The organism is Streptomyces sp. NBC_00663, from assembly GCF_036226885.1.
Taxonomy (GTDB): domain Bacteria; phylum Actinomycetota; class Actinomycetes; order Streptomycetales; family Streptomycetaceae; genus Streptomyces.
This window is the reverse complement of sequence record NZ_CP109027.1, coordinates 1,692,922-1,717,605: the sequence shown is the minus strand read 5'-3', so window position 1 is coordinate 1,717,605 and position 24,684 is coordinate 1,692,922. Positions and strand designations below refer to the sequence as shown.

23 protein-coding genes are annotated in these 24,684 nt (G+C 71.6%); 11 read left to right on the top strand and 12 right to left on the bottom strand.

Annotated elements, in window-relative coordinates; all coding sequences use genetic code 11:
- Window positions 1-9: 9 nt before the first annotated feature.
- Complete coding sequence (locus OG866_RS07835) at window positions 10-780, bottom strand: phytanoyl-CoA dioxygenase family protein (protein ID WP_329332756.1); 771 nt, start codon at window positions 778-780, stop codon at window positions 10-12.
- A gap of 124 nt (window positions 781-904) precedes the next feature.
- Between OG866_RS07835 and OG866_RS07830 the strand changes: the two genes are divergently transcribed.
- From OG866_RS07830 to OG866_RS07820, 3 genes are all read left to right on the top strand, one after another.
- A complete protein-coding gene (locus OG866_RS07830; protein WP_329332754.1) occupies window positions 905-1,810 on the top strand; it encodes a class I SAM-dependent methyltransferase in 906 nt (301 codons plus the stop codon).
- 84 nt (window positions 1,811-1,894) lie between these two features.
- Window positions 1,895-2,596, top strand: a complete 702-nt coding sequence (locus OG866_RS07825; RefSeq protein ID WP_329332752.1) for an SDR family oxidoreductase — start codon at window positions 1,895-1,897, stop codon at window positions 2,594-2,596.
- A 106-nt stretch (window positions 2,597-2,702) separates the two neighbouring features.
- Entirely contained in the window at window positions 2,703-3,632 is a 930-nt protein-coding gene (locus tag OG866_RS07820) for a DMT family transporter (protein WP_329332750.1), read from the top strand.
- 48 nt (window positions 3,633-3,680) lie between these two features.
- Here the strand turns inward: OG866_RS07820 and OG866_RS07815 are convergent, their stop codons facing one another.
- From OG866_RS07815 to OG866_RS07805, 3 genes are all read right to left on the bottom strand, one after another.
- Window positions 3,681-4,517: an aldo/keto reductase gene (locus OG866_RS07815; protein WP_329332748.1), complete on the bottom strand. Its 837-nt coding sequence runs from the start codon at window positions 4,515-4,517 to the stop codon at window positions 3,681-3,683.
- Between the two features lie 109 nt (window positions 4,518-4,626).
- Window positions 4,627-6,453 carry an AMP-dependent synthetase/ligase gene (locus OG866_RS07810; protein WP_329332747.1) on the bottom strand — a complete coding sequence of 609 codons (1,827 nt, stop codon included), beginning with the start codon at window positions 6,451-6,453 and terminating at the stop codon, window positions 4,627-4,629.
- 250 nt (window positions 6,454-6,703) lie between these two features.
- On the bottom strand, window positions 6,704-8,203 hold the full coding sequence (locus OG866_RS07805; protein ID WP_329332746.1) for an MFS transporter: 1,500 nt from the start codon (window positions 8,201-8,203) through the stop codon (window positions 6,704-6,706).
- 109 nt (window positions 8,204-8,312) lie between these two features.
- On the opposite strand from OG866_RS07805, the gene OG866_RS07800 reads away from it, so the two are divergent.
- Window positions 8,313-9,290 (top strand): Lrp/AsnC family transcriptional regulator, encoded by a 978-nt coding sequence (locus OG866_RS07800; RefSeq protein WP_329332744.1) that lies wholly within the window; start codon window positions 8,313-8,315, stop codon window positions 9,288-9,290.
- Here OG866_RS07800 and OG866_RS07795 read toward each other — a convergent pair.
- Window positions 9,287-10,150: a LysR substrate-binding domain-containing protein gene (locus OG866_RS07795; protein ID WP_329332742.1), complete on the bottom strand. Its 864-nt coding sequence runs from the start codon at window positions 10,148-10,150 to the stop codon at window positions 9,287-9,289. The genes OG866_RS07800 and OG866_RS07795 overlap by 4 nt on opposite strands.
- Window positions 10,151-10,314: 164 nt before the next feature.
- Here OG866_RS07795 and OG866_RS07790 point away from each other — a divergent pair, with 164 nt between their 5' ends.
- Complete coding sequence (locus tag OG866_RS07790; RefSeq protein WP_329343978.1) at window positions 10,315-11,328, top strand: bile acid:sodium symporter family protein; 1,014 nt, start codon at window positions 10,315-10,317, stop codon at window positions 11,326-11,328.
- On the opposite strand, the gene OG866_RS07785 is transcribed toward OG866_RS07790, so the two are convergent.
- Window positions 11,264-12,496: a hypothetical protein gene (locus tag OG866_RS07785; RefSeq protein ID WP_329332741.1), complete on the bottom strand. Its 1,233-nt coding sequence runs from the start codon at window positions 12,494-12,496 to the stop codon at window positions 11,264-11,266. The two genes, OG866_RS07790 and OG866_RS07785, sit on opposite strands and share 65 nt — an antisense overlap.
- A 71-nt stretch (window positions 12,497-12,567) precedes the next feature.
- Complete coding sequence (locus OG866_RS07780) at window positions 12,568-13,485, bottom strand: quinone oxidoreductase family protein (protein WP_329332740.1); 918 nt, start codon at window positions 13,483-13,485, stop codon at window positions 12,568-12,570.
- Between the two features lie 107 nt (window positions 13,486-13,592).
- Here OG866_RS07780 and OG866_RS07775 point away from each other — a divergent pair, with 107 nt between their 5' ends.
- Both OG866_RS07775 and OG866_RS07770 read left to right on the top strand, forming a co-directional pair.
- Window positions 13,593-14,030: a MarR family winged helix-turn-helix transcriptional regulator gene (locus OG866_RS07775; RefSeq protein WP_329332738.1), complete on the top strand. Its 438-nt coding sequence runs from the start codon at window positions 13,593-13,595 to the stop codon at window positions 14,028-14,030.
- Window positions 14,031-14,049: 19 nt separating this feature from the next.
- Window positions 14,050-14,577: an isochorismatase family protein gene (locus tag OG866_RS07770; RefSeq protein WP_329332736.1), complete on the top strand. Its 528-nt coding sequence runs from the start codon at window positions 14,050-14,052 to the stop codon at window positions 14,575-14,577.
- 30 nt (window positions 14,578-14,607) lie between these two features.
- Here OG866_RS07770 and fdhD read toward each other — a convergent pair whose 3' ends face one another.
- From fdhD to OG866_RS07745, 5 genes are read right to left on the bottom strand one after another with little or no spacing between them, the layout of a single operon-like run.
- On the bottom strand, window positions 14,608-15,456 hold the full coding sequence (gene fdhD / locus OG866_RS07765) for a formate dehydrogenase accessory sulfurtransferase FdhD (protein ID WP_329332734.1): 849 nt from the start codon (window positions 15,454-15,456) through the stop codon (window positions 14,608-14,610).
- A gap of 6 nt (window positions 15,457-15,462) precedes the next feature.
- Window positions 15,463-16,323 carry a 2Fe-2S iron-sulfur cluster-binding protein gene (locus OG866_RS07760; RefSeq protein WP_329332732.1) on the bottom strand — a complete coding sequence of 287 codons (861 nt, stop codon included), beginning with the start codon at window positions 16,321-16,323 and terminating at the stop codon, window positions 15,463-15,465.
- Entirely contained in the window at window positions 16,320-18,224 is a 1,905-nt protein-coding gene (locus OG866_RS07755; protein ID WP_329332730.1) for an NAD(P)H-dependent oxidoreductase subunit E, read from the bottom strand. Before OG866_RS07755 ends, OG866_RS07760 begins: the two co-directional genes overlap by 4 nt.
- Window positions 18,225-18,228: 4 nt before the next feature.
- The gene (locus tag OG866_RS07750) at window positions 18,229-20,121 is read right to left on the bottom strand and encodes a molybdopterin oxidoreductase family protein (protein WP_329332729.1); all 1,893 of its coding nucleotides are present in this window, start codon (window positions 20,119-20,121) and stop codon (window positions 18,229-18,231) included.
- On the bottom strand, window positions 20,118-21,089 hold the full coding sequence (locus OG866_RS07745; protein WP_329332727.1) for a 2-dehydropantoate 2-reductase: 972 nt from the start codon (window positions 21,087-21,089) through the stop codon (window positions 20,118-20,120). The genes OG866_RS07750 and OG866_RS07745 overlap by 4 nt, the downstream gene beginning before the upstream one ends.
- A 235-nt stretch (window positions 21,090-21,324) precedes the next feature.
- On the opposite strand from OG866_RS07745, the gene OG866_RS07740 reads away from it, so the two are divergent.
- The 4 genes from OG866_RS07740 to OG866_RS07725 all read left to right on the top strand — a co-directional run bounded on the left by OG866_RS07740 (window position 21,325) and on the right by OG866_RS07725 (window position 24,666).
- Complete coding sequence (locus OG866_RS07740) at window positions 21,325-22,662, top strand: OFA family MFS transporter (protein ID WP_329332726.1); 1,338 nt, start codon at window positions 21,325-21,327, stop codon at window positions 22,660-22,662.
- On the top strand, window positions 22,625-22,765 hold the full coding sequence (locus OG866_RS07735) for an MFS transporter small subunit (RefSeq protein WP_165951368.1): 141 nt from the start codon (window positions 22,625-22,627) through the stop codon (window positions 22,763-22,765). The genes OG866_RS07740 and OG866_RS07735 overlap by 38 nt, the downstream gene beginning before the upstream one ends.
- 172 nt (window positions 22,766-22,937) lie before the next feature.
- Window positions 22,938-23,885, top strand: coding sequence for a beta-ketoacyl-ACP synthase III (locus OG866_RS07730; RefSeq protein ID WP_329332724.1), 948 nt, complete (start codon window positions 22,938-22,940; stop codon window positions 23,883-23,885).
- A gap of 103 nt (window positions 23,886-23,988) precedes the next feature.
- Window positions 23,989-24,666 carry a GntR family transcriptional regulator gene (locus OG866_RS07725; RefSeq protein ID WP_443063638.1) on the top strand — a complete coding sequence of 226 codons (678 nt, stop codon included), beginning with the start codon at window positions 23,989-23,991 and terminating at the stop codon, window positions 24,664-24,666.
- Window positions 24,667-24,684 lie beyond the last annotated feature (18 nt).

The following is a 24,684-nucleotide window of genomic DNA, read 5'->3' as shown; positions in this document are numbered from 1 at the left end:
CGGGGTCTGTCAGTCCTCCCCTGACAGACCTCGGCGGATCGCGCGTTCCACCGGTGAGTAGTCGGCGTCCTTGCGCTCCAGCTCGTGGGGCGTCGCCGACATCAGCGGGGGTTGTGCCATGAAGCGGGGGCGGGTGCCGTGGTGGGGTTGGGCCGCGTGGACCAGGAAGGGGTGGCAGAGGTAGACGTCGCCGGGGACGCCGGTGGCGTGGGCCAGCGGGCGGTGCGCGGAGGCCTCCGCCACCTGCGGGCCGAGGGTCAGGAAGTCGGCGCCCTGCTCGCCGTACGGTGCCAGCACCCGCGGTACGTCCAGATGCGAGCCGACCCTGATGCGGGTCGGGGCGTCGGCCTCGGTGATCTCTGAGAACAGGAACAGCATCAGCAGGGCGCGGTCACGCGAGCGCAGGTTGGTGTGGGGAAGCTCGGCGCCTTCGGGGACGTAGCTCGCCTCGATGTGCCAGCCCGCGTCGTCCGGTTCCTCCTCGTGCGGGAAGCGGAGGGGGAAGCTGCCCAGCGAGTAGCGGGACTGCCAGCGGTCCTTGCCGGCCAGGGTGTCGAACGCCTCATGCAGCACAGGTGAGTTGACCGCCGCCGCGAACGGGCCCTGGGCCATGTCGGCGACCCACACCACCGGGTCCTTCCAGGTCGCCGGGTCCTCGGCGGCGTACCCCGTCTCCCGCCACAGCAGGCGCGCGCAGTGCTCGGCGACGCGGGGCGGGAAGGCGCCCTCGATCTTCACGAACCCGTCCTGGAGGAACCGCTCCACCGTCTCGTCGTCCATCGGGCCATCCTGAGCGCGATCACGCACGCGCCGCACCCCATTTTTTGCCGTCCCGGCAACGGCTCTGGCCTCTCCCCGGTGCGTCGGCGCACGCTGGCCGCACACGGACGAGAGGGTGACCACCATGGCGCACGACCACCATCAGCATGAGCACGGACACGGGCACGAGCACGCTCACCATGACCACACCGACATCGACTGGGCCGAGCTGGCCCCGATGCTGGAGGACCAGGCCGAGCTGTACACGCCCCTGTACGAGCGGGCCATGGCGTGGCTCGCGAAACCGCAGACCGAGCCGGGGCTGGTCGTCGACGCGGGCAGCGGGCCAGGTGTCGTCTCCTGTCTGCTCGCCGACACCTTTCCCGGCGCCCGGGTCGTCGCCGTCGACGGCTCCGAGCCGCTCCTGGAACGGGCCAGCGAGCGCGCCGGGCGGCTCGGCGTCGCCGACCGGTTCGGCACCCTCGTGGGTGAACTGCCCGACGCACTCGACGAGTTGGAATATCCGGCCGACCTGCTGTGGGCGAGCTGGAGCCTGCACCACCTCGGTGACCAGAAGGCGGCCCTGGCCGCGTTCGCCGCGCGGCTCGCGCCCGGCGGCACGCTGGCCCTGCTGGAGGGCAGCCTGCCCACCCGCTATCTGCCGCGCGACTTCGGCATCGGCCGCCCGGGGCTCCAGGCCCGGCTCGACGCGGTGCACGAGGAGTGGTTCGGCGAGATGCGGGCCGCGCTGCCCGGCTCGGTCGACGAGATCGAGGACTGGCCGACGCTGATGACGTCCGTGGGGCTGAAGCCCACCGGCACCCGCAGTTTCCTGCTGGACGTGCCCGCCCCGACCGCCGACCGGGCCCGCCGGTGTGCCGTCACCGCCTTCACCCGGATGCGGGACGTCCTCGGCGAGCGCCTCGACGCCGACGACCGCGCCACCCTCGACCGGCTCGTCGACCCCGACGACAGGGCCGGCCTTCACCACCGCCCCGACCTGTTCGTCCTCGCGGCCCGCACGGTCCACACGGCGGTCCGCCCGGTCTGACGCCCCTCGCTGTCGTACCTCCTTGACTTCGAGAACGCTCCAAGTGATCTACTGCGCGGCGTTCACCGAAAACAGGGGGTAGTCATGACCGATTCTCCGGTCGCGCTCATCACCGGCGGCGGCAGCGGCATCGGTGCCGCCGTCGCACGGCAACTGCTCGACGCCGGGCACCGGGTGACCGTCACCGGCCGTGGCGAGGAGCGGCTGCGTGGCTTCGCCGAGGAACTCGGCAACCCCGAGGGCCTGTTGACGCTCGTCGGCGACGCCGCCGACTACGCGAGTGTGCGGTCGGCGGTCGAGCGCACCCTCAAGGAGTTCGGCCGGCTGGACACCGTGGTCTCCAACGCCGGTACGGCCACCCATGATTCGGTCGCCGACGGGGACCCGGCCGGCTGGACCGAGATGGTGCTGACGAACGTCCTCGGCCCGGCGCTGCTGATCCGTGCCTCCGTCGACGCCCTCAAGGAGACCCGGGGGCGGATCGTCCTGGTCGGCAGCGTCGCCGGGTTCGTGCCCACGCCCGGCAACATCTACGGGGCGACCAAGTGGGCGGTCACCGGCCTCGCCGAGAACACCCGTCGGCAGGTCACCGAGTGGGGCATCGGCGTCACCCTGATCGCGCCCGGCCGGGTGGAGACCCCGTTCTGGGACAGCTACGGCAGCCTCCCGCCCGGCCATCTCCTCACCGCCGACCAACTCGCCGACTCCGTCGTGTGGGCCATCAGGCAGCCCGAGGGAGTCGACGTCAACACGGTCGTCGTACGGCCGATCGGGCAGCCCAACTGAGGTCCGCCGCCGGTCGGTGCCTGATGCATGGACCCCGGGTGCGCGGGTAGTCGGGCGATCACCGTGTCCGTCGTACCCGAGGTTTCCGGGGGAAGGACTCCGCACCATGGCACGCACCGACACCGAGACCGACACCACCCGGGGTCGACAGCCGCTCACGGTCCGCCTCCCCGGCGGCCCGCGCGCCGGGCAGACGGTCGGTGCGGTGGTGCTGTCGCTGTCGCCGGTCTGCATCGAACTGTCCGGCGCGGACGCCGGTACGGCCTCCCTGTACCGCTGTCTGCTCTGCGTCCCGGTGCTGGTGCTGCTGTCCCTGCCGGAGTATCGCCGCGAGGGTCCACCGCCCCGGCGTCAGCTGCTGTACGGCGTCGCCGGCGGGGCGCTGTTCGCGGGGGACATGCTGCTGTGGTCGCGGGCCATCACCGAGGTGGGCGCGGGGCTGTCGACCGTGCTGGTCAATGTGCAGGTCGTGCTGGTGCCGCTGCTGGCGTGGGCGGTGGACCGTGAGCGGGTGCCGCGCCGCTTCCTGGGGTGGCTGCCGGTGCTGTGCGTCGGCGTGGTGCTCACCGGCGGGCTGTTCGAGCAGGGCGCGAGCGGCAGCGACCCGGCGTCGGGCACCGTCCACGCCGTGCTCGCCGCCCTGAGCTACTCGGGCTTTCTGTTCCTGCTGCGCCGCGGCGGCTTCGAGGGCCATGTGGTGACGACGTACACCGTCGTCGTGGTGGCCGCCACCGTCTTCTCCGCCCTCGGCGGCTGGGCCTGGGGCGCCCTCGACCTCACCCCGTCCGCCACCGCCCTGGGCTGGCTCGCGGTGGCGGCGGTCAGCAGCGGCATGATCGGCTGGCTGCTGGTCGCCCTCAACTCCCCGCATCTGCCGAGCCACATCGGCGCCGTCCTGCTGCTGCTCACACCGGTCGGTGCGCTGATCCTGGGCGCGGTGGTGCTGGGGGAGCGGCCGACCGTCGCGCAGTGGGGCGGGTGCGCGCTGATCCTGGTCAGCGCGTACGCCACCGTGACGAGCCGTAGCCGGACCTGACGAAGGCCCGGGTGGTGGTCCCGCCCGGGCCCGTCAGCTCGTCCGGCCTCAGCCGATGTCGAAGGTCGCCGGGTCCGGGCCGATACGACGGTCCTCGTTGAGGGCGCTGATCGCGGCCAGGTCCTCGGTGTCCAGGCTGAAGTCGAAGACCTCGATGTTCTCCTTGATCCGGGACGGGGTCACGGACTTCGGGATCACCACGTTGCCGAGCTGGAGGTGCCAGCGCAGCACCACCTGGGCCGGGGTGCGGCCGTGCTTCTGGGCGATGGCGACGATCGCCGGGACCTCCAGCAGGCCCTTGCCCTGGCCCAGCGGGGACCAGGCCTCGGTGGCGATGCCCTGCTCCGCGTGGAACGCGCGGCCCGCGTGCTGCTGGAGATGCGGGTGCAGCTCGATCTGGTTGACCGCCGGGATGACCGAGGTCTCGGCGATGAGCCGCTCAAGGTGCTCCGGGTAGAAGTTGGAGACGCCGATCGCCCGGACGCGGCCGTCGGCGTGCAGCTTCTCGAACGCCTTGTACGTGTCGACGTACTTGTCCCGGGCCGGCAGCGGCCAGTGGATCAGGTACAGGTCCACGTAGTCCAGGCCGAGCTTCTCCAGGGAGGTGTCGAACGCGCGCAGGGTGGAGTCGTACCCCTGGTCGCCGTTCCACAGCTTGGTGGTGACGAAAACGTCCTCGCGGCGGATGCCGGAGGAGGTGATGGCCTTGCCGGTGCCCTCTTCGTTGCCGTAGATCGCCGCTGTGTCGATGCTGCGGTACCCGGCCTCCAGGGCGGTCGCGACCGCCTGCTGCGCCTCGTCGTCCGGCACCTGCCAGACGCCGAAGCCCAGCTGGGGCATCTCGACGCCGTTGTTCAGGATGATCGGGGGGACCTTGCTGCTCACGAGCTCTTGATCCTTACGGTTGTCGTCAGGTGGTACTCCCATCGTCAACGATCACGAGCGGTGATGCATTCCTGACGGCGGAATAGGACAGAATCCGCCGGAAAGCGCCTCAGGCCCTGTACAACGCCTCGACCTCGCCCACGTACGCGTTCTCGATCGCCTTGCGCTTCAGCTTCAGCGACGGCGTGAGCAGCCCGTGCTCCTCGGTGAACGGCTGCGCCAGGATGCGGAACGTGCGGATCGACTCGGCCTGCGAGACCAGGGTGTTGGCGGCGACCACGGCTCGTCGCACCTCTGTCTCCAGGTCGGCGTCCCGGACCAGTTCGGCCGCCGTCAGCTGCGGTTTGCCGCGCATCGCCAGCCAGTGCTCGACGGCCTCCTGGTCGAGGGTGACCAGGGCGGCGATGTAGGGGCGGTCGTTGCCGACGACGATGCACTGGGAGACCAGCGGATGGTCCCGGACGCGCTCCTCCAACTGGGCGGGGGAGACGCTCTTGCCGCCGGAGGTCACCAGGATCTCCTTCTTGCGGCCGGTGATGGTGAGGTAGCCGTCCTCGTCGAGGGAGCCCAGGTCGCCGGTGGCGAGCCAGCCGTCGTGCAGGGTCGCGTCGGTGGCCTTCTGGTTGTTGAGATAGCCCTGGAAGACGTTGTCACCGTGCAGCCAGATCTCGCCGTCGTCCGCGATGTGCACGGTCATGCCCGGGATGGGCTGGCCGACCGTGCCGTAGCGGGTGCGCTCGGGCGGGTTGGCGGTGGCGGCGGCCGTCGACTCGGTGAGGCCGTACCCCTCGTAGATGTGCACGCCCGCGCCGGCGAAGAACAGGCCGAGCCGGCGGTCCATGGCCGAACCGCCCGTCATCGCCTGCTTGATGCGGCCGCCCATCGCGGCCCTCATCTTGGAGTAGACGAGCTTGTCGAAGAGCTGGTGCTGCACGCGTAGACCCGCCGAAGGGCCGGGCCCGATGCCCCAGGCCTTCGCCTCCATGGCGTCCGCGTACTTCACCGCGATGTCGACGGCCTTCTCGAAGGCGCCCGCCTTGCCCTCCTTCTCCGCCTTGCGGCGCGAGGCGTTGAACACCTTCTCGAAGATGTACGGCACCCCGAGGAAGAACGTCGGCTTGAACGCGGCGAGGTCGGGCATCAGGGCGGCGGCGTTCATCTGCGGCTGGTGCCCGAAGCGGACCTTGCCCCGGATCGCGGCGACCTGCACCATCCGCCCGAAGACATGCGCGAGCGGCAGGAAGAGCAGGGTCGCCGCCTCGTCGCCCTTCTTGGAGTGGAACACCGGCTCCCAGCGCCGGATGACGGTGTCCGCCTCGTACATGAAGTTGCCGTGCGAGATGACACAGCCCTTGGGGCGGCCGGTGGTGCCGGAGGTGTAGATGATGGTGGCGACCGAGTCGGGGGTGACCGCCTGCCGGTGCCGGTGCACCACGTCGTCGTCGAGGTGCGCGCCGGCGTCGTAGAGCTCCTGCACACAGCCCGCGTCCAGTTGCCACAGCTCACGCAGTTGCGGCAGCCGGTCGATGACGGTGGCGATGGTCATCGCGTGGTCCTCGTGCTCCACGATCGCGGCCGTGCACTCGGCGTCGTAGAGCATCCAGAAACACTGCTCCGCCGACGAGGTGGGGTAGACCGGCACCACCTGGGCGCCGATCGTCCACAGGGCGAAGTCGAAGAGGGTCCACTCGTAGCGGGTGCGGGAGACGATCGCGACCCGGTCACCGAACCGGATGCCGCGGGCGAGCAGTCCCTTGGCGAGGGCGAGCACCTCGTCGCGGAACTCGGCCGAGGTCACATCCCGCCACTGTCCGGACTCGTCCTTGCGGCCCAGCGCCACGCACAGCGGGTCCTCCTGGGCATGGTCGAACACCACGTCGGCCAATCCGCCCACCGGGGGTGCCAACGCCAACGGAGGGTTGGTGAACTCGCGCAAACCCCGCTCCCCGCTCCCTCTGACATTGGTTCGACGCTCCGCACAGCGCCGTGAAAGCTACCCCACCTGTCGACGGGGCGGGAGGGGGTGCGGTGTCCGGCGATGTTCAGGTAGCGGCTGGTCAGCGCCGGAAAATGCGCTCACAGTGGGAAGGGTCGGACACAAAACTGACGGTTGAGTAAGTTTCGGGCCCCTAATCTCCACCGAATCTGTACGACCCGAGCAACCCGTGCGCGAGCTGTCGGAATGATCAGTTCCGCTGCGTTGCCGTCTCCTCTGTCAGCGTCGTCGCGCCCGGATCCGTCACACCCACCCGCGCCGTGCCGGGCGTCCTGAGCAGCGCGAGGACCAGCGCACCGCCGGTCACCGCCACCAGGCCGGCCGCCATCGCCGCGGTGTTCAGCCCCGAGGCGAACGCGTCCCGCAACGTGTGCTCGGGGAAGGAGCCACGCAGCGCCCCCGCCCCGCCGCCCGCCAGCGCGTGAGCCGCGTCGCGCGGCAGCGAGTCCGCCATACGGGAGGTCAGCACCGTGCCGAAGAAGGCGAGGCCGAGCGCGTACCCGAACTGCCGGAAGGCGTTGACCGCGCCGCTGGCCATGCCCGAGCGCTCCCGTTCCACCGTGGCCAGCGCGGCCCCCGCGACCGAGGGCGCCACCAGGCCCGTACCCACCCCCACCAGCACCAGCCCCGCGATGAGCGCCGTCGACGTCGAACCGGCGTCCAGGAACGCCATGCAGAACTGTCCGGCGCCGATCAGCAGCAGCCCGCCCCCGACGGTGAACCGGGCCGGCACCCCGTGCAGCAGCCGTCCCCCGGCCGCCGCCACCACGAACGCGGCCAGCGACAGCCACAGGAACACAAGCCCGCCGCGCACCGGAGACATCCCCAGCACGGTCTGCAACCAGATCGAGGTGTACGCCATGACCCCGAACGCCGCCGCGTTGAAGGTGAACGCGCCCGCCATCACCCCGGAGAACGCGGGCTTCAGGAACAGCCGCGGATCGATCAGCGGATCGGCGACCCGCCGCTCCACGACCAGGAAGCAGACCAGCGCGAGGGCCGCGCCCGCGAAGGAGGCGAGGGTGCCCGTCGCACCCCAGCCGTGCGACCCGGCCCGCACCGCTCCGTACGTCACGCCGCTCGCGAAGGCCGCGAACGTCACGGTCCCCGCCCAGTCGATCCGGCGTCCGGCCCGCCCCCGCGACTCCGGCACCGCCCGTAGCGTCAGCCACACCGCGACCACGCTCACCGGCAGGTTGACGTAGAAGATCCACCGCCAACCGGGACCGTCCGTCAGCAGCCCGCCCAGTACCGGACCCACCGCGGCCGCCGCGCCGCCGGTCGCGCCCCACACCCCGAGCGCCACCGACATCTGCCGCCCCTGGTAGACCGACGCCAGCAGCGGCAGCGCCGTGGCGAGCGTCGCCGCCGCGCCGACGCCCTGAAGTGCCCGCGCCCCGACCAGCATCGCCGGGCCGGACGCCAGGCCGCACAGCAGCGAGGCCCCGGCGAACACCACGACCCCCGCCACATGCACCCGCCGTCGCCCGAGCACGTCCGCGGCGGCGCCCACCCCCAGCAGCAGCGCGGCCAGCGCCAGCGCGTAGGCGTCCATCACCCATTGCAGATCGCTCAGCGACGCGTTCAGCGCCGCCGCCATGTCCGGCAGCGCGACGATCGCGATGGTCACGTCCAGCAGCAGCATGAACGTGGCCAGACACGCCGCGGTCAGCGGCCCCCAAGCACGCATGTCCTCAACTCCTTGTCGGTGGGATGCGCAGGACTCCGTACGATGGGCCCGACGCGGCCGATCGCGGCGGAAATTGTCCTGAGAACGCCGGAACCCGACAGGAGTAGGCATGCTGGAGATGGAATCCCTCACGCTCGACCGGCTGGACCTTCAGCTGCTGTCGGCGCTGGAGGTCAACGGCCGGGCCTCCTACAGCCGGCTCGGGACCGTGCTCGGAGCCTCCGACCAGACCGTCGCGCGCCGCTTCCGCCGGCTGAGCGCCGAGGCGGGACTGCGGGTCGTGGCGGTCCGGGACGGCTACCGGCTCGGCCAGGACCAGTGGATGATGCGCTTCCGCTGCGCGCCGGACAGCGCCCCGGCCATCTCGGACGCCCTCGCCAAACGGCCCGACACGAACTGGATCGGCCTCGCCTCCGGAGGCACCGAGATCGTCTGCATGACCCGGCCCCGCAGCCCCGGCGACCACGACGAACTCCTGCTCGGCAAACTGCCCCGCACCCCGGGCGTCGTGGACATCCGCGCCCATCAGCTGATCCACCGCTTCTACGGCGGCCCGACCGGCTGGTCCCAGAAGTTCCGCGCGCTCACGGACGAGCAGATCGCCGCCCTGCGCCCCCACCCCGAGCCCCGACCGGGACCGGTCGCCGTCGACCCGGACGACGAACCCCTCCTCGCCGTCCTCGAACGCGACGGACGGGCCGGCTACCCCGAACTCCAGCGCGCCACCGGCCGCTCCGAGTCGGCGGTCAAACGCCGCCTGGCCGCGCTGCTCGCCTCCGGAGCCGTCTACATCGACATCGAGTACTACTCCGAGGCCGTCGGCTTCCCCCGCGCCGCCGCCCTGTGGATCACCGCCGCCCCCGGCGCCCTGCACTCCGTGGGCCAGGCCCTGGCCACCCACGACGAGGTCGCCTTCGCCAGCGCCACGGCCGGCCCCTCCAACCTCGTCGTCACCGCCGTCGTCCGCGACACGGCGGCCCTCTACGCCTACCTCAGCGGCCCCCTCGGCCGACTGGAGGGAGTCCAACACGTGGAGGCGACACCGTTCCTGCGCCGCGTGAAGCAGCTGACGTACGTCCGGCCCTAGCTGCGGTGCAGTTGGTCGCCGCTTGTCAGGATTGCTGCGGCCAGGGCGTCCGCCGCGCCCGGGGAGGTAGTGCGGCGATGGCCGTGGACCAGGACGAAGTCGACGCGGCCGAGTTCGGGCAGGCCCGAGCGGTCCGGGACGCGGACCAGGCCGGGCGGGATCAGGCCGCGGGAGTGGGCCATCACACCGAGCCCGGCGCGGGCCGCCGCGATCAGGCCGTTGAGGCTGCCGCTCGTGCACACGATCCGCCACTCGCGGCCCTGCCGCTCCAGCGCCTCCAGGGCGAGCGCCCGGGTGATGCCGGGCGGGGGATAGACGATCAGGGGTACCGGGCGGTCCGGGTCCAGGCGCAGGCGCTCCGCGCCGATCCACACCAGCCGGTCGTGCCAGACCAGTTCGCCGCGCGGGTCCTCCGGCCGGCGCTTGGCCAGGACCAGGTCCAGCTTCCCAGCCGCCAACTGCTCGTGCAGCGTGCCCGAGAGCTCCACCGTCAGCTCCAGGTCGACCTCGGGGTGGTCGTAGCGGAAGCGCTCCAGGATCTCCGGCAGCCGGGTCAGCACGAAGTCCTCCGATGCCCCGAAGCGCAATCGGCCGCGAAGGCGGGTACCCGTGAAGAACGCCGACGCCTGCTCGTGCACGTCCAGGATGCGGCGCGCGAAGCCGAGCATCGCCTCGCCGTCCTCCGTCAGCTCCACCGAGTGGGTGTCCCGGGAGAACAACTGCCGCCCGGCCGCGTCCTCAAGACGCCGTACGTGCTGGCTGACGGTCGACTGGCGCAGCCCGAGCCGACGGGCGGCCTGAGTGAAGCTCAGGGTCTGCGCCACCGCCAGGAACGTACGCAACTGGGACGTGTCGTACATGGACTCCACGTTATCGCGGAACGTGATGACAGTCAGAGCGGTATACCGGATTCCCGATCGAGGGACGGAGGAGGACGATGGAGGGGGGACCCCACGGCCCCGGTACCGCCGAGAGCACGACGAGTATGTGGAGCACCGTGAAACGCCTGCGTTGGCCGAGTTGGATGCCGATCGACCCGTACATCCTGCTGCTCCTCGGGACGGTGGGCCTCGCTGCCCTCTTCCCGGCCGGCGGCACGGGTGCGGACGTGGCCTCCGGCGCCTCCACGGCAGCCATCGCCTTCCTCTTCTTCCTGTACGGCGCCCGCCTGTCCACCCGCGAGGCCCTGGACGGCCTCAAGCACTGGCGGCTCCACGTCACCGTCCTCGCCTGTACGTTCCTGGTCTTCCCGCTGCTCGGCATGGCCGCCCGCGGTCTCGTCCCGGTGCTCCTCACCCAGCCCCTCTACCAGGGGCTGCTCTTCCTCACCCTCGTCCCCTCGACGATCCAGTCCTCGATCGCCTTCACCTCCATGGCCCGCGGCAACGTGCCCGCCGCGATCTGCGCCGGCTCCTTCTCCTCCCTCGTCGGCATCGTCATCACCCCCCTCCTCGCCGCCGCCCTCCTCGGCAGCGGGGCGGGCGGCTTCTCCGCCGACTCGCTGGTGCAGATCGTGCTCCAGCTGCTGGTGCCGTTCGTCGCGGGGCAGTTGCTGCGCCGCTGGATCGGCGGCTTCATCGCCCGGCACAAGAAGGTCCTCGGCCTCGTCGACCGCGGCTCGATCCTCCTGGTCGTCTACACCGCGTTCAGCGAGGGCATGGTCCAGGGCATCTGGCATCAGGTCAGCGCGCTGCGGCTCGCCGGACTGCTCGCCGTGGAGGCCGTGCTGCTCGCCGTGATGCTCGCGCTGACCTGGTACGGGTCCAAGGCGCTGCGCTTCGGCCGGGAGGACCGTATCGCCATCCAGTTCGCCGGCTCCAAGAAGTCCCTCGCCTCCGGACTGCCCATGGCCAGCGTCCTGTTCGGCGCGCACGCCTCCCTCGCCGTACTGCCGCTGATGCTCTTCCACCAGATGCAGCTGATGGTCTGCGCGGTCATCGCCAAGCGCCGCTCCCACGACCCCGAGCCCGGCGTCACGTCCCCGGCTTCAGCCGCAGCGTCACGAATCGCGGTCGGTACAGGGACACGTTCCGGTTGAGCTGCGTCGCCGCGGCGGACGGCTCCAGCCAGTTCACGTCGTAACTGAGCACCAGCCGTCCGCCGCCGCCCAGCGCCGAGTGCACCTGCGGGTTGTAGGCCGCCACCTGTCCCTCCGGCAGCGCGGGGGTGAAGTCCTTCGTCGGACCGTGCCAGGGGCCGCTCGGGGAGCAGGCCCAGTACGAGGTGACGGTCGTCAGTCCCGCCGTCCCCGCCGCCATCGTGAACAGCACATACGTGCCGTCCACCCGCGCCACCGAGAACGCGCTGCCCACGCCCGTGCGTCTGCTCTCGTCCCCGAGGACCGCGGCGGGACTCGCCCCTGCCCGCCAGTCGGAACCGTCCCAGAACTGCCAGGCCCCCGGCTCCCCGAGCCTGCCGTCCGGCACGCGGGCCGCGTACGCCGACGACACGGGCCGGGAAACCGCCTGGCCGTCGTCGCCGCCGAAGACGTAGGTCCATCCGCCCTGCTCGACGAGCGTCGTACCGAACAGCACCCGCCGGGACGGATCGGGGACCAGCTGCTGGTCCAGCACCTTGACGATCGACTCCACGCGTAGCCCGGGCAGTGAGAGCGTGGCCACCTCGGTGGCCGTGGGCGTCCCGTAGATCCAGGGCGCGGCAGCCGCCGTCCGTACCCACAGCACCACCCGCAGGACCTGCTCCGACGACCCCGGCGACCGGGGCTCCACCCGTGCCGCCACCGGCCACCGCCACTGATTCGGTCCGGGATCGGGGAACAGCGGCGCCGGGAGCGTGCTCTCCAGCCGCCCGCCGCGCATCACCACCGCCGAGTTACGCACCAGCGGCGCCGCCGTGTCGCGCCAGGCGTACGACTCGCCGACCGGGTTGGGCGGCGCGTACACCTGCCCGAGATACGTGTCCGAGAACAGCCACAGCACCCGCCCGTCCGGCAGCCGCACCGAATGCGTGCCGTCACCGCCGGTCCAGTCGTCCGCACGGGTCGCGTCGTCGCCGTACCGGGCGAACTCGGAGGTGAGCCCCTTGTCCGCCGACCACGACCCGACGGAACGCGGCCCACACCCGACCGCGTCGCCCCGGTCCTCGTCCTCGGGCAGGGCCGTGAGCAGCACGGCTCCGAGAACCAGGGCCAGCACCAGACCGAGCCCCGTTCCCGTCCGCTGTCGTGCTCGTACGTCGTCGGGCACGCCCGGGACGTTAGTGGCTGTCGCTCACCGGGTCCATGGGGCCTCGGAGACGGCGGGACAGTCTCGGGCCCTCACGGGCGGAGTACGACCTTTCCGAGGTTGCTCCGCGTCTCGATCGCCGCGTGCGCCGCGGTCGCGTCCGTGAGCGCGAACTCCGCGTGCACGGCGGGCTTCAGCACCCCTTGCCCGAACATCCGCCACAGCTCCCGCCGCCACCGCTCGTACAACTCCGGTTCCCCGCGGGCGATCCGCGCCATCTGGAAGCCGATCACGGACGTGCCGCCGACCAGCAGGTCGTACGCCTGGACGGTGCCGCCGCCCGAGCTGTACGCCACGAGCCGGCCGCCGGGGGCGAGTGCGGCGAGGGCCGGGGTGAGCAGATCGCCGCCGACGCCGTCGAGGACGTAGTCGACGGGCTCGCCCCAGCCGTCGTCGGCGTACAGGACGATGTCGTCGGCGCCCAGGGAGCGTACGAAGTCCGCCTTCGCCGCGGCCGACACGGCCGCCACGACCCGCCCGGCACCCCGGGCGCGGGCCAGCTGCACCGCCAGATGGCCGACTCCGCTCGCGGCGGCGGTGACGAGGGCGGCCTCGCCGGGCACGGGGCGGGCGGCCTCCAGGGCGCCGTACGCCACGAGGCCGCTGCGGACCAGTGCGACCGCGTCGATGGCGGAGGCGGTGTCCGGCACGGGCGAGGCCATGGCCTCGTGCAGCAGCGCGAAGTCGGCGTAACCGTGTCCGAAGCAGAGCCCGGTCACCCGGTCCCCGACACGGAAGCCCGTCACACCGTCGCCGACGGCGATGACCTCGCCCGCGATCTCGCCGCCCAGCGATATCGGCTCGGCGGCCTCGGTGACCTTCCGGACCACGGGGAGCGTGACGCCGATCGCCTCGCAGCGGACCAGGAGTTCGGCGGGGCCGGGCTCGGGGACGGCCACCTGCTCCAGGAACAGGGGGCCGCCGGTGGACTCGTACCGGATACGGCGCATCGCACCTCCAGAAATCGTGGGGAGGCCCAATGATATGAGCGAGATCGTGGGGGCGTCCAATGAATTTTCATTGGGAGGGCCCATGGATTTCTTGCTAGGCTCCGCCCATGTCCGAAGCCCCCCTCGCCGAGATCCGTTCCCTCCCCAGCTGGCTGCTCGGCCGGGCCGCCGCGCGCGGGCGGGGCCTGGTGGCCGACGCGCTGGCGGCCGAGGGCGTCAAGATGTGGCACCACGTCGTCCTCTCCGCCGTCCGGGAGCTCCAACCCGTGGCCCAGGCCGACATCGGACGCGGTGTCGGACTTGACCCCAAGGACCTGGTGGGTGTCCTCAACGATCTCCAGGCCGAGGGACTCGTCGTACGCGACCTCGATCCGCGCGACCGCCGCAAGAACGCGGTCTCACTCACCGAGGCCGGCGCGCGGTTGCTGAAGCGCTGCGAGAAGGCCGCCCGGAAGGCCAACGACGAGCTGCTGGCCCCGCTGTCGCCGACCGAACGCGACCGTTTCATGGACCTGTTGATCCGGATTTCCGGTACGGAGGGCTGACGGCGGATAACGTTCCGTCATGACCGCACCCCTCGCGCTCGACCCCGCGCGCAGCGCCCTCGTGCTCGTCGATCTGATGGACCGGATCGTCGCGCTGCCCCTGGAGCCCCGCAAGGGCGCCGAAGTCCTCACGACCGCACGGGAGTTGGCGGGCGCGTTCCGCGCGGCCGGCGCCCATGTCGTCCTCGTCCGCGTCGAGCGGCCCGGCGTTCCCGAACAGCCGCCCGGCAGCGGGCTGGTGGCGGGCCTGGCCGAGGACGGCGATGTCGAGGTCGTCAAGCGCACCATCGGAGGCTTCCAGGGCACCGATCTGGACGAGTGCCTGCGCGAACGCGGCGTCACCACCCTCGTGTTCGGCGGTATCGCCACCAATCTGGGCGTCGAGTCCACGGCCCGGGCCGCCGGTGACCTGGGCTACGACCTGGTCTTCGTCGAGGACGCGATGGCGGCGCTCACGGCGGCGGAGCACGACGCGTCGGTCCGGCTGGACTTCCCGCGGCTCGGCACGGTCGTGCGGGCGGCGGAGGTGCACTTCACGGCGGGCTGAGAGGCCTTCGCGGCGCCCTGAGCGACCTGTTCACCGTGGGGCGGGCGTCGCTTGGAGGGCGATGCGCTCCTCGCCCGCGTACACGTTCATGGACGCGCCCCGCAGGAACCCCACCAGCGTCAGGCCCGTCTCCGCGGCCAGGTCCACGGCCAGCGAGGACGGCGCCGAGACGGCCGCCAGCACCGGGATGCCCGCCATCACGGCCTTCTGCGCCAGCTCGAACGACGCCCGCCCCGACACCAGCAGAATCGTCCGCGACAGCGGCAGTGCGCCGTTCTGGAGGGCTCGCCCCACCAGTTTGTCGACCGCGTTGTGCCGCCCCACGTCCTCTCGTATGTCCACCAGTTCCCCGTCCTCGGTGAAGAGCGCGGCGGCGTGCAGGCCCCCGGTCCGGTCGAAGACCCGCTGCGCCGCGCGCAGCCGGTCGGGGAGGCTCGCGAGCAGTTCGGGCTCGACCCGGACCGGGGGAGTGTCGGAGATGGGCCAGCGGGCCGTGGTCCGCACCGCATCCAGGCTCGCCTTGCCGCACAGGCCGCAGGACGAGGTCGTGTAGACGTTCCGTTCGAGGGTGATGTCGGGGATCCGCACACCCGGCGCGGTCCGCACGTCGACCACGTTGTAGGTGTTGGAGCCGTCCACCGTGGCGCCCGCGCAGTACACGATGTTCTGGAGATCACCCTGCTCGGCCAGCACCCCCTCGCTGACGAGGAAGCCCGCGGCCAGCGCGAAGTCGTCGCCGGGGGTGCGCATGGTGATCGCGAGCGGCTTGCCGTTCAGCCGGATCTCCAGTGGCTCCTCGGCGACCAGGGTGTCGGGCCGGGTGGAGACCGCCCCGTCCCGGATGCGGATCACCTTGCGTCGTTCCGTGACTCGTCCCATGGCTGCTCAGTCCCGGTTCTGTATGTACTGGTGGCCGAAGCGGCCCTTGATGCAGAGATTGCCGTGGGCCACCGGACTGTCGGGCGGGGAGGTGACCTTCACGATCTCATTGTCCTGCACGTGCAGGGTCAGCTCGCAGCCCACCCCGCAGTGCCCGCACACCGTGGTCGTGACGGCCTGTGCCGGTTCGTCCCAGGTGCCCGCCGTACGCAGGTCGAACTCCGACCTGACCGACAGCGCCCCCGTTGGGCACACGTCGACGCAGTCCCCGCAGAACACGCAGGCCGAGTCGGTGAGCGGAGCGTCGTACTCGACGCCGACACGGGAGCCGAAGCCGCGGCCGGAGACGGAGAGGGCGAAGGTGTGCTGTCCCTGGCCACCGCACGCCCGCACACACTGGCCGCAGCGCAGGCACTTGCCGTCTTCGCGCACGAGCAGACCGTTGTCGATGATCGGTTCCCGTTCGAGGCGGGCCGCGTCCGTGCCGAACCGGTCCGGCCGGGCCCCGTACTCCTCGATCCACTCCGCGATGCCGGGTGTGGTCGACAAGTCGACCGAGGAGGCGAGGAGTTCGAGGACGATCCGGCGGCTGTGGCGGGTGCGCTCAGTGTCGGTCCGTACGTCCATGCCGGGTTCGGCCTCGCGGGAGCAGGCCGCCACGAGGGCGCGGGAGCCCGCGACCTCGACGACACAGAGGCGGCAGGCGGACGCCGGGGTGCGGGCGTCGACGTGGCAGAGGGCCGGGAGGTCCTTGCCGGCCGCCCGGCACGCGTCCAGGAGTGTCGTGCCCTCGGGGGCACGCACCGGCTCCCCGTCGAGGGTGAGGTCGAGCAGCCGACGGGGGACGCCGAGAGACGTCACGGTCATCCGTACACCCCCAGCCGCTCCACACCCGACTCCACGGCGTTCCACGCGTTCCGCCCGAGCCCGCACAGCGAGGCGTCCCGCATCGCCCGGCCGACCTCCCCGAGCAGCGCGACATCGTCGGCCGCGGCCGGGCCCGCGCGGTCCACGATCCGGCGCAGCGCCTCCTCCTGCCGCACGGTCCCGATCCGGCACGGCACGCACTGTCCGCAGGACTCGTCCCGGAAGAACTCCGCGACGCGCAGCAGCAGCCGGGGCAGCGGCACGGTGCCGTCGAAGGCGATGACGACGCCGGACCGGAGCGGTACGTCCACCTCGTCGGGGCGTACGAAGCGGCCGGCGGCCCCGCCGACCAGGACCGCCCGCAGGTCCGGCCGTACACCGGCCCGGGCGAGCAGCTCGCCGAGGGTCGTCCCGGACGGCAGCTCGTAGACACCGGGCCGCTCCACGCTGCCGGACACGGAGACGAGCCTCGACCTGTACGCGGCCGGCCCGCCGGTGAGGATCGGCAGTACGTCGAGCAGCGTCTCGACGTCCGCGACGACCGTCGGTCGGCCGAACAGACCCTTCTGCGTCGGGAAGGGCGGCGTCGGACGCGGCTCCGGGCGGTACCCCTCGATGGAACGGAGCACGGCGGTCTCCTCGCCGCAGACGTAGGCGCCCGCGCCGCGCCGGATCTCGATGTCGAAGGAGTGGCCCCGGCCGAGGATGTCGTCGCCGAGCAGCCCACGCGCGCGTGCCCGCTCGACGGCTCGGCGCATCCGCCGTGCCGCCCGCGGGTGCTCGCCGCGCAGGTAGAGGTAGCCGTGGGGCGCGCCGACGGCGTACGCCACGATCGTCATCGCCTCCACCAGTGCGTACGGGTCGCCCTCCATGAGCACGCGGTCCGTGAAGGCGCCCGGCCCGGATCCGCCCGCGTTGCACACGAGGTGGTGCGGGTGGTCGGGCCGGGACGCCGCGGCCCGCCATGCGAGGCCGATGGGGGTGGCCCGCGGGTCAGGGCCGCCGGGGAAGGCGGCGTCGCCGTGCCCGACCAGGCCGGAGTCGACGATCTCGCGGAGGACGGCGGCGGGACCGAGCACGAAGGCCCGGCGCAGCGCGGTGTAGCCGCCGTGGGCGCGATAGTCGTCGAGCGAGGACGGATCGACGACGCCGACTCGCGTCAGGAGTGGCAGCGGCGGCAGCGGCGGCGGGGCAGGCACGGCGGTGTGTTTCTGCGGCGGCAGCGGCGGCGGGGCAGGCAGGCCCGTTTGTTTCTGCGGCGGCGACGACGGGGCGGGCGCGCCGGTCTGCCTCCGATCGCCCGCTTGCGGTGCCGCCGCCTCCGTCGGTGGTTCCTCCGGTGCCGAGTCGGGGGCGGTCGCGGCGAGGACGGCGGCCTCGACCGTCGCCGGCGCCGACACCGCCGTACGCGCCGGATCGCCCGCTTTGATGGTGAGGGCTGCCGGAGCGCGCTCGCACAGGCCGAGGCAGGGGGCGCGGCGGACCGTGACCCGGTCGTCGCCCTCCAGGCGGGACTCGAGCCCGGCGCACAGGGCGGCTGCTCCGGCGGCCGTGCAGGTCAGGTCCGTGCAGACGTGGAGCACGGTCGTGGGGCGGGGGGACACCGAGAACAGGGCGTAGAAGGTGGCGACTCCGTAGGCCTCCGCGGGCGGCACGGTGAGCCTTCGGCACAGATGGGCGAGGGCGCCCCTGCTGATCCAGCCGATCCGGTCGTTGAGCGCGTGCAGCCCCGGCAGCAGCAGGTCGCGGCGATCCCGGGCCGCATGTCCGCCCCGGGAGTACCTGAGGTTCTCCGCGGTCCGCTCCGCGCCCTCCCACGAGGACGCGGGAGGGCCCAACAACTCATCGACGGCCGCGCGTTCGTCGTCCGTCGGTTGGCTGTCCCCGAAGCGCAGGTCCATCCCGTCACCCCACGTAGGTGACGAGCGGGAGCTTGTCGATCCGGATCGCCGTCGCCTTGTACTCGGCCGTCCCCGCGATCGGGCAACGGGCGGCCGAGGTCGGCTGGTCGGTGTCGTTGTGGTCCGGGAGGCGCAGTGTCGTGAAGGCCAGCCCGGGTCGCAGGGCGGTGTCGATCCACACGGACACGACGACCGAGCCGTGCCGTGAGGTGATCTGCACCTTCTCACCGACCACGACTCCGTAGCGTTCCGCGTCCTCCGGGCACAGCTCCACGAACTCGCCCCGACGCGGGGAACCACCCTGCTGTCCGGCCGAGTTGGAGGAGTCGAGCCGTCGCCCTGTGGTCAGCCGGATCGGGAACCGCTCGTCGGTGAGGTCGACCGGCGGGACATGCCGCACCAGCCCGAAGGGTGCGCGCCGGCCCCGCAGCGCCGGGTCGTCCGCCCACAACCGGCCGTGCAGATAGGGCGGTTCGACGGTGTCCGTGGTCGGACACGGCCACTGAAGTCCCTTCTCCGCCTCCAGTCGTCGGTACGTCATCCCGTAGTGGTCCGGCGACACCGACCGCACCTCGTTCCAGACGGCCTCGGCGCCGGCGTACTCCCACGGATGCCCGAGGCGCCGGGCCAGGTCGCAGAGGATGTCGATGTCGTCGCGGGCCTCGCCGGGCGGCTCGACCGCCTTGCGGACCCGCTGAACTCGCCGCTCACTGTTGGTGGTTGTCCCCTCGGACTCCGCCCAGCCGGCCGTCGCGGGCAGGACGACGTCCGCCAGCTCGGCCGTGCTCGTGCGGAACATGTCCTGTACGACGAGGAAGTCCAGGGCTTTGAGGCGCCGCGCCTCGGAGGGCGCCGGGTTCTCGCCGAGGCAGTGGACGGCCCGCACGCCGCCCGTCTCCATCTCCTCGAACATCTCGGCCAGGTTCAGCCCGTAGTGCGGCGGCAAAGCGGTGTCCCACGCGGACTCGAACCGCAGCCGGGCATCGGGATCGAGGACGTCCTGGAAGCCGGGCAGGCGGTGCGGCACGGCTCCCATGTCGACGGCGCCTTGGACGTTGTTCCGCCCGCACAGCGGCTGAAGTCCCGAGCCCTCGCGGCCCACATGGCCGGTCAGCAACGCCAGGTCGATCAACGCCCGCACGACGGCCGTGCCGTTGTGGTGATCGGTGACGCCCAGGGTCCAGCAGATCTGGGCACGCTCCGCCCTGGCGTACGCGTGCGCCAACTCCCTTATGGCCGGGGCCGGTACGCCGGTCACCTTCTGCGCGAGCGACAGCGTCCACGGCTCGACCAGCGCCCGGTACTCCTCGAAACCGCTCGTCGCACGCTCCACGAACGCCTCGTTGGCCAGACCCGCCTGGATGATCTCCCGGCCGATCGCGTGTGCCAGCGCGATGTCCGTACCGACGTTGAGCCCGAGCCAGCCCTCCGCCCACTCCGCCGTGGACGCCCGCCGCGGGTCGACCGCGTACAGCCGGGCGCCACCGTGAACGCCCTTCAGTACGCGCTGGAAGAACACCGGGTGCGCAACCCGGGCGTTGGAACCCCACATCACCACGACGTCGGTGTGCTCGACCTCGCCGTACGACGACGTACCGCCACCCGAACCGAACACCGCCGCCAGGCCCGCGACGCTCGCCGCGTGGCTCCTGCGGTCGACGGAGTCGACGTTGTTGGTGCCCATCACGACCCGGGCGAACTTCTGCGCCAGATAGTTCGTCTCGTTGGTCGCACGGGCGCAGGCGAGCATCCCGAACGCGCCGCGACCGCGCCGAAGTCCCCGTGCGGCCCGGTCCAGCGCCTCGTCCCAACTCGCCCTGCGCAAAGGCTCGTCGCGCCCGTCCCGCACGAGCGGGTGCGTGAGCCTGGGGTTGCCTCCTCGGGCGTCGCGGTTCATGCGGCGGTCCGATGGGTGAGGAGGTCGGTGAGGGCGTGGATGGTGGTGAGGGTGGGGACGGGGGTGTGGGTGAGGGTGGCGAGTTCGATGACGGCAGTGAGGAGGACGTCGAGTTCGAGGGGTTTGCCGGCTTCGAGGTCTTGGAGGGTGGAGGTGCGGTGGTCGCCGACTTTTTCGGCGCCGGCGAGGCGGCGTTCGATGGTGATGTCGGGGTGGCAGTCGAGGGCTGCGGCGACGGTGAGGGTTTCTTCCATCATGGTGTGGATGACGGTGCGGGTGGCGGTGTGGTGGCACATTTGGCGCATGGTGGCGCGGGCGAGGGCGCTGATGGGGTTGAAGGAGATGTTGCCCAGGAGTTTGAGCCAGATGTCGTTGCGCAGGTCGGGTTCGACGGGGCATTTCAACCCGCCGGCCTGCATGGCTTGGCTGAAGGCGAGGCAGCGGGGGGAGAGGCTGCGGTCGGGTTCGCCGATGGAGAAGCGGGTGCCTTCGAGGTGGCGGACCACGCCGGGGGCTTCGAGTTCGGTGGCGGCGTAGACGACGCAGCCGATGGCGCGTTGGGGGGCGAGGACGGCGCTGACGGTTCCGCCGGGGTCGACGCTTTCGAGCCGGTGGCCGTTGTGGGGGCCGCCGTGGGCGTGGAAGTACCACCAGGGGATGCCGTTCTGGGCGGCGATGACGGCGGTGTCGGCGTGCAGCAGGGGTTGGATGAGTGGTCCGCACGCCGCGTAGGAGGTGGCCTTGAGGCCGAGGAAGACGTAGTCGACGGGGCCGATGTCGGCGGGGTTGTCGGTGGCGTGGGTGTGTGCGGTGAAGTCGCCGCGGGGGGAGAGGACGCGGACGCCGTGGTGCCTCATGGCCGCGAGGTGCGGTCCACGGGCGATGAGGTGTACGTCGGCGCCTGCGCGGTGCAGGGCGGCGCCGACGTAGGCGCCGATGGCTCCGGCGCCGAGGACTGCGACTTTCATGCGGGGCGAGCTCCGTTCGGTCGAGGGTGTACCGCGGAACTGTCGAACTGTGTCGACGACATATTGTCTACAGTATGTGAGATCAGGCGGCAAGGGTCGGGACGGCACCGTGCGGTTCCGCGGAGGTCGGGAAACCGGGTGGTCTGACCGTTCGGCGCGCCCCGCGTACCGCTCATCGCATACGGTCGACGTGCCGCCTTCTCAACTCCCGTGTATCTCCCTACTGTCCGGGATCATGAGTCCCCCTGTCGCACCGGCCGGCTGGAGCCGCTGGCTCGTTCCCCCCGCCGCCCTCTCGGTCCACCTCTCCATCGGCCAGGCCTACGCCTGGTCCGTGTTCAAGCCGCCCCTGGAGTCCGCGCTCGGTCTGAGCGGCACCCAGAGCGCGTTGCCCTTCCAGCTCGGCATCGTCATGCTCGGCCTGTCCGCCGCCTTCGGCGGCACGCTCGTCGAGCGCAACGGGCCGCGGTGGGCGATGACCGTCGCCCTGATCTGCTTCTCGTCCGGCTTCCTGCTTTCCGCGCTGGGCGCGGCCACCGAGCAGTACTGGCTGATCGTCCTCGGCTACGGCTTCGTCGGCGGCATAGGTCTCGGCATCGGCTACATCTCGCCGGTCTCCACGCTGATCAAGTGGTTCCCGGACCGGCCCGGCATGGCCACCGGCATCGCCATCATGGGCTTCGGCGGCGGTGCGCTGATCGCCTCGCCCTGGTCGGCGCAGATGCTGGAGTCGTTCGGCTCCGACAGCTCCGGGATCGCGCTGGCGTTCCTCGTGCACGGGCTGTCGTACGCCGTCTTCATGACGCTCGGCGTGCTGCTCGTGCGGGTGCCGCGCACCGAGAAGCCGGTCGAGGGGGCGCCGAGCATCACCTCGGGGCCGCAGGTCTCCGCGCGCAGCGCGGTGCGCACCCCGCAGTTCTGGTGTCTGTGGGTCGTGCTCTGCATGAACGTGACCGCGGGCATCGGCATCCTGGAGAAGGCCGCTCCGATGATCACGGACTTCTTCAAGAACAGCTCGACAACGGTGTCAGCGTCCGCGGCGGCCGGTTTCGTCGCGCTGCTGTCGGCGGCCAACATGGCGGGCCGGATCGGCTGGTCGTCCACCTCGGACCTGATCGGCCGCAAGAACATCTACCGCCTCTATCTGGGCGCGGGCGCCGTGATGTACCTGCTCATCGCGCTGGTCGGCGACTCGTCCAAGCCGCTGTTCATCCTCTGCGCGCTGGTGATCCTCTCCTTCTACGGCGGCGGCTTCGCGACCATCCCCGCCTATCTGAAGGACCTCTTCGGGACCTACCAGGTCGGCGCCATCCACGGGCGGCTGCTCACCGCCTGGTCCACGGCCGGTGTCCTCGGGCCGCTGATCGTCAACTGGATCGCCGACCGGCAGGAGGAGGCGGGCAAGAGCGGTTCCTCCCTCTACACCCTGTCCCTGTTCATCATGATCGGGCTGCTGGCGATCGGGTTCGTGGCCAACGAACTGGTCCGTCCCGTCCACTCCCGTCACCACATCCCCGCACCGAGGGAGGCCGCCGATGTCGCAGAACGACAGCAGTCCGCAGAGTCCGCCTGACCGGCGGCCGCTGATCGCCTTCGCCTGGCTGTGGGTGGGTGCACCGCTCGCCTACGGGGTGTACGAGCTCGTACAGAAGGCGACTCAGCTGTTCACCGGGTGACTGTTCGGTAGGTGTTCGGGCGTCCGACCGTCAGGTGGTCGGGCGTCCGAGGGCCTGACAGAAGCCGACAACCCCGGCGCCTGTTTCCTGTCGCCTTACCTGACGTCGTACCCGTGAGTCACTGATCAGACTGGTGGATCGCGCTACCCAAGGCAACGAGAGGGACCACCCAATGAACGGCTCGCGTATCGCCGCCGTCGGCCACTACCAGCCCGCCAAGGTACTCACCAACGAGGACCTGGCGGGCCTGGTGGACACCAGTGACGAGTGGATCAGGAGCCGGGTGGGTATCCGTACGCGGCACATCGCCGGGCCCGACGAGCCCGTCGACGAGCTGGCCGCGCATGCCGCCGCCAAGGCGCTGGCCGCGGCCGGTCTCGCCCCCGGCGACATCGACCTGGTGCTGGTGGCCACGTCGACCGCCGTCGACCGGTCCCCGAACATGGCCGCCCGGGTCGCCGCCCGGCTCGGCATTCCCTCGCCGGCCGCGATGGACGTCAACGTGGTCTGCGCGGGCTTCACGCACGCGCTCGCCACCGCCGACCACGCCGTGCGGGCCGGGGCCTCGGCCCGGGCGCTCGTCATCGGTGCCGACAAGATGTCCGAGGTCACCGACTGGACCGACCGCACCACCTGTGTGCTCGTCGGGGACGGGGCGGGGGCCGCGGTCGTCGAGGCCTGCGCGCCGGGTGAGGAAGCCGGTATCGGGCCGGTGCTGTGGGGGTCGGTGCCCGAGATGGGGCACGCGGTGCGGATCGAGGGGCAGCCCGCGCGGTTCGCCCAGGAGGGGCAGAGCGTGTACCGGTGGGCGACCACCCAGCTGCCGCCCATCGCCCGCAAGGCCTGCGAGAAGGCGGGGCTCGCGCCCGAGGATCTCGCCGGGGTCGTGCTGCACCAGGCCAACCTGCGGATCATCGAGCCGCTCGCCCAGAAGATCGGCGCCGTCAACGCGGTCGTGGCCCGTGATGTCGCCGAGTCGGGCAACACGTCGGCGGCCAGCATTCCGCTCGCCTTCTCCAAGCTGGTGGAGCAGGGGGCGCTGTCCTCCGGGGATCCGGTGCTGTTGTTCGGGTTCGGTGGGAACCTGTCGTACGCGGGCCAGGTCGTGCGGTGCCCCTGAACGGGCCCATGGCGGGACAGGCACCGTAGACTGTAGACGAAAGCCAATTCATACTGGCTTTCGGCTGCGACCGCCCGCGCCGACCGGAGGGGGACGGACCATGTTGTCGACGACTGGCCTGCCGCAGGGTGCGGTGCCCAAGCTCGAACGCCCCGGCCCGTTGCGTGACCGTGTCTATGAGGCGCTCCTCGAACTCATCACCACGCGTGCTCTCCAGCCCGGCCAGCATCTGGTCGAGAGCGAGCTCGCCGGGCACCTCGGTGTCTCGCGGCAGCCGGTGCGGGAGGCGTTGCAGCGGCTCAGCACTGAGGGGTGGGTCGATCTTCGGCCCGCGCAGGGCGCGTTCGTGCATGAGCCGACCGAGGAGGAGGCCGACCAGCTCCTCACCGTACGGACGCTGTTGGAGGCCGAGGCGGCCCGGCTCGCCGCGGTGCACGCGGACGGCGGCGGACTCGCGGCCCTGCGGGAGATACTGGAGGAGGGCCTGGCGGCGGTCGCCGCGGACGACGTGGACGCCGCCGTCGTCCTCAACGCCCGTTTCCACGCCACGGTCATGCGGCTGGCCGGCAACGCGGTCCTCGCGGAGCTGGCCGCCCAGGTCGACCGGCGGGTCCGCTGGTACTACACGCCGGTCGCCCGGCAGCGCGGGCGCCAGTCCTGGATCGAGCACCGCGACCTGATCGCGGCGATCGAGGCGCACGACGAGACCCTGGCAACCCGCCTCATGCGCGAACACACGGAGCACACGAGGCGTTCGTATCACGCGCGTGCCAAGTCCTGAGCGGGGGCGGGGGCCCGC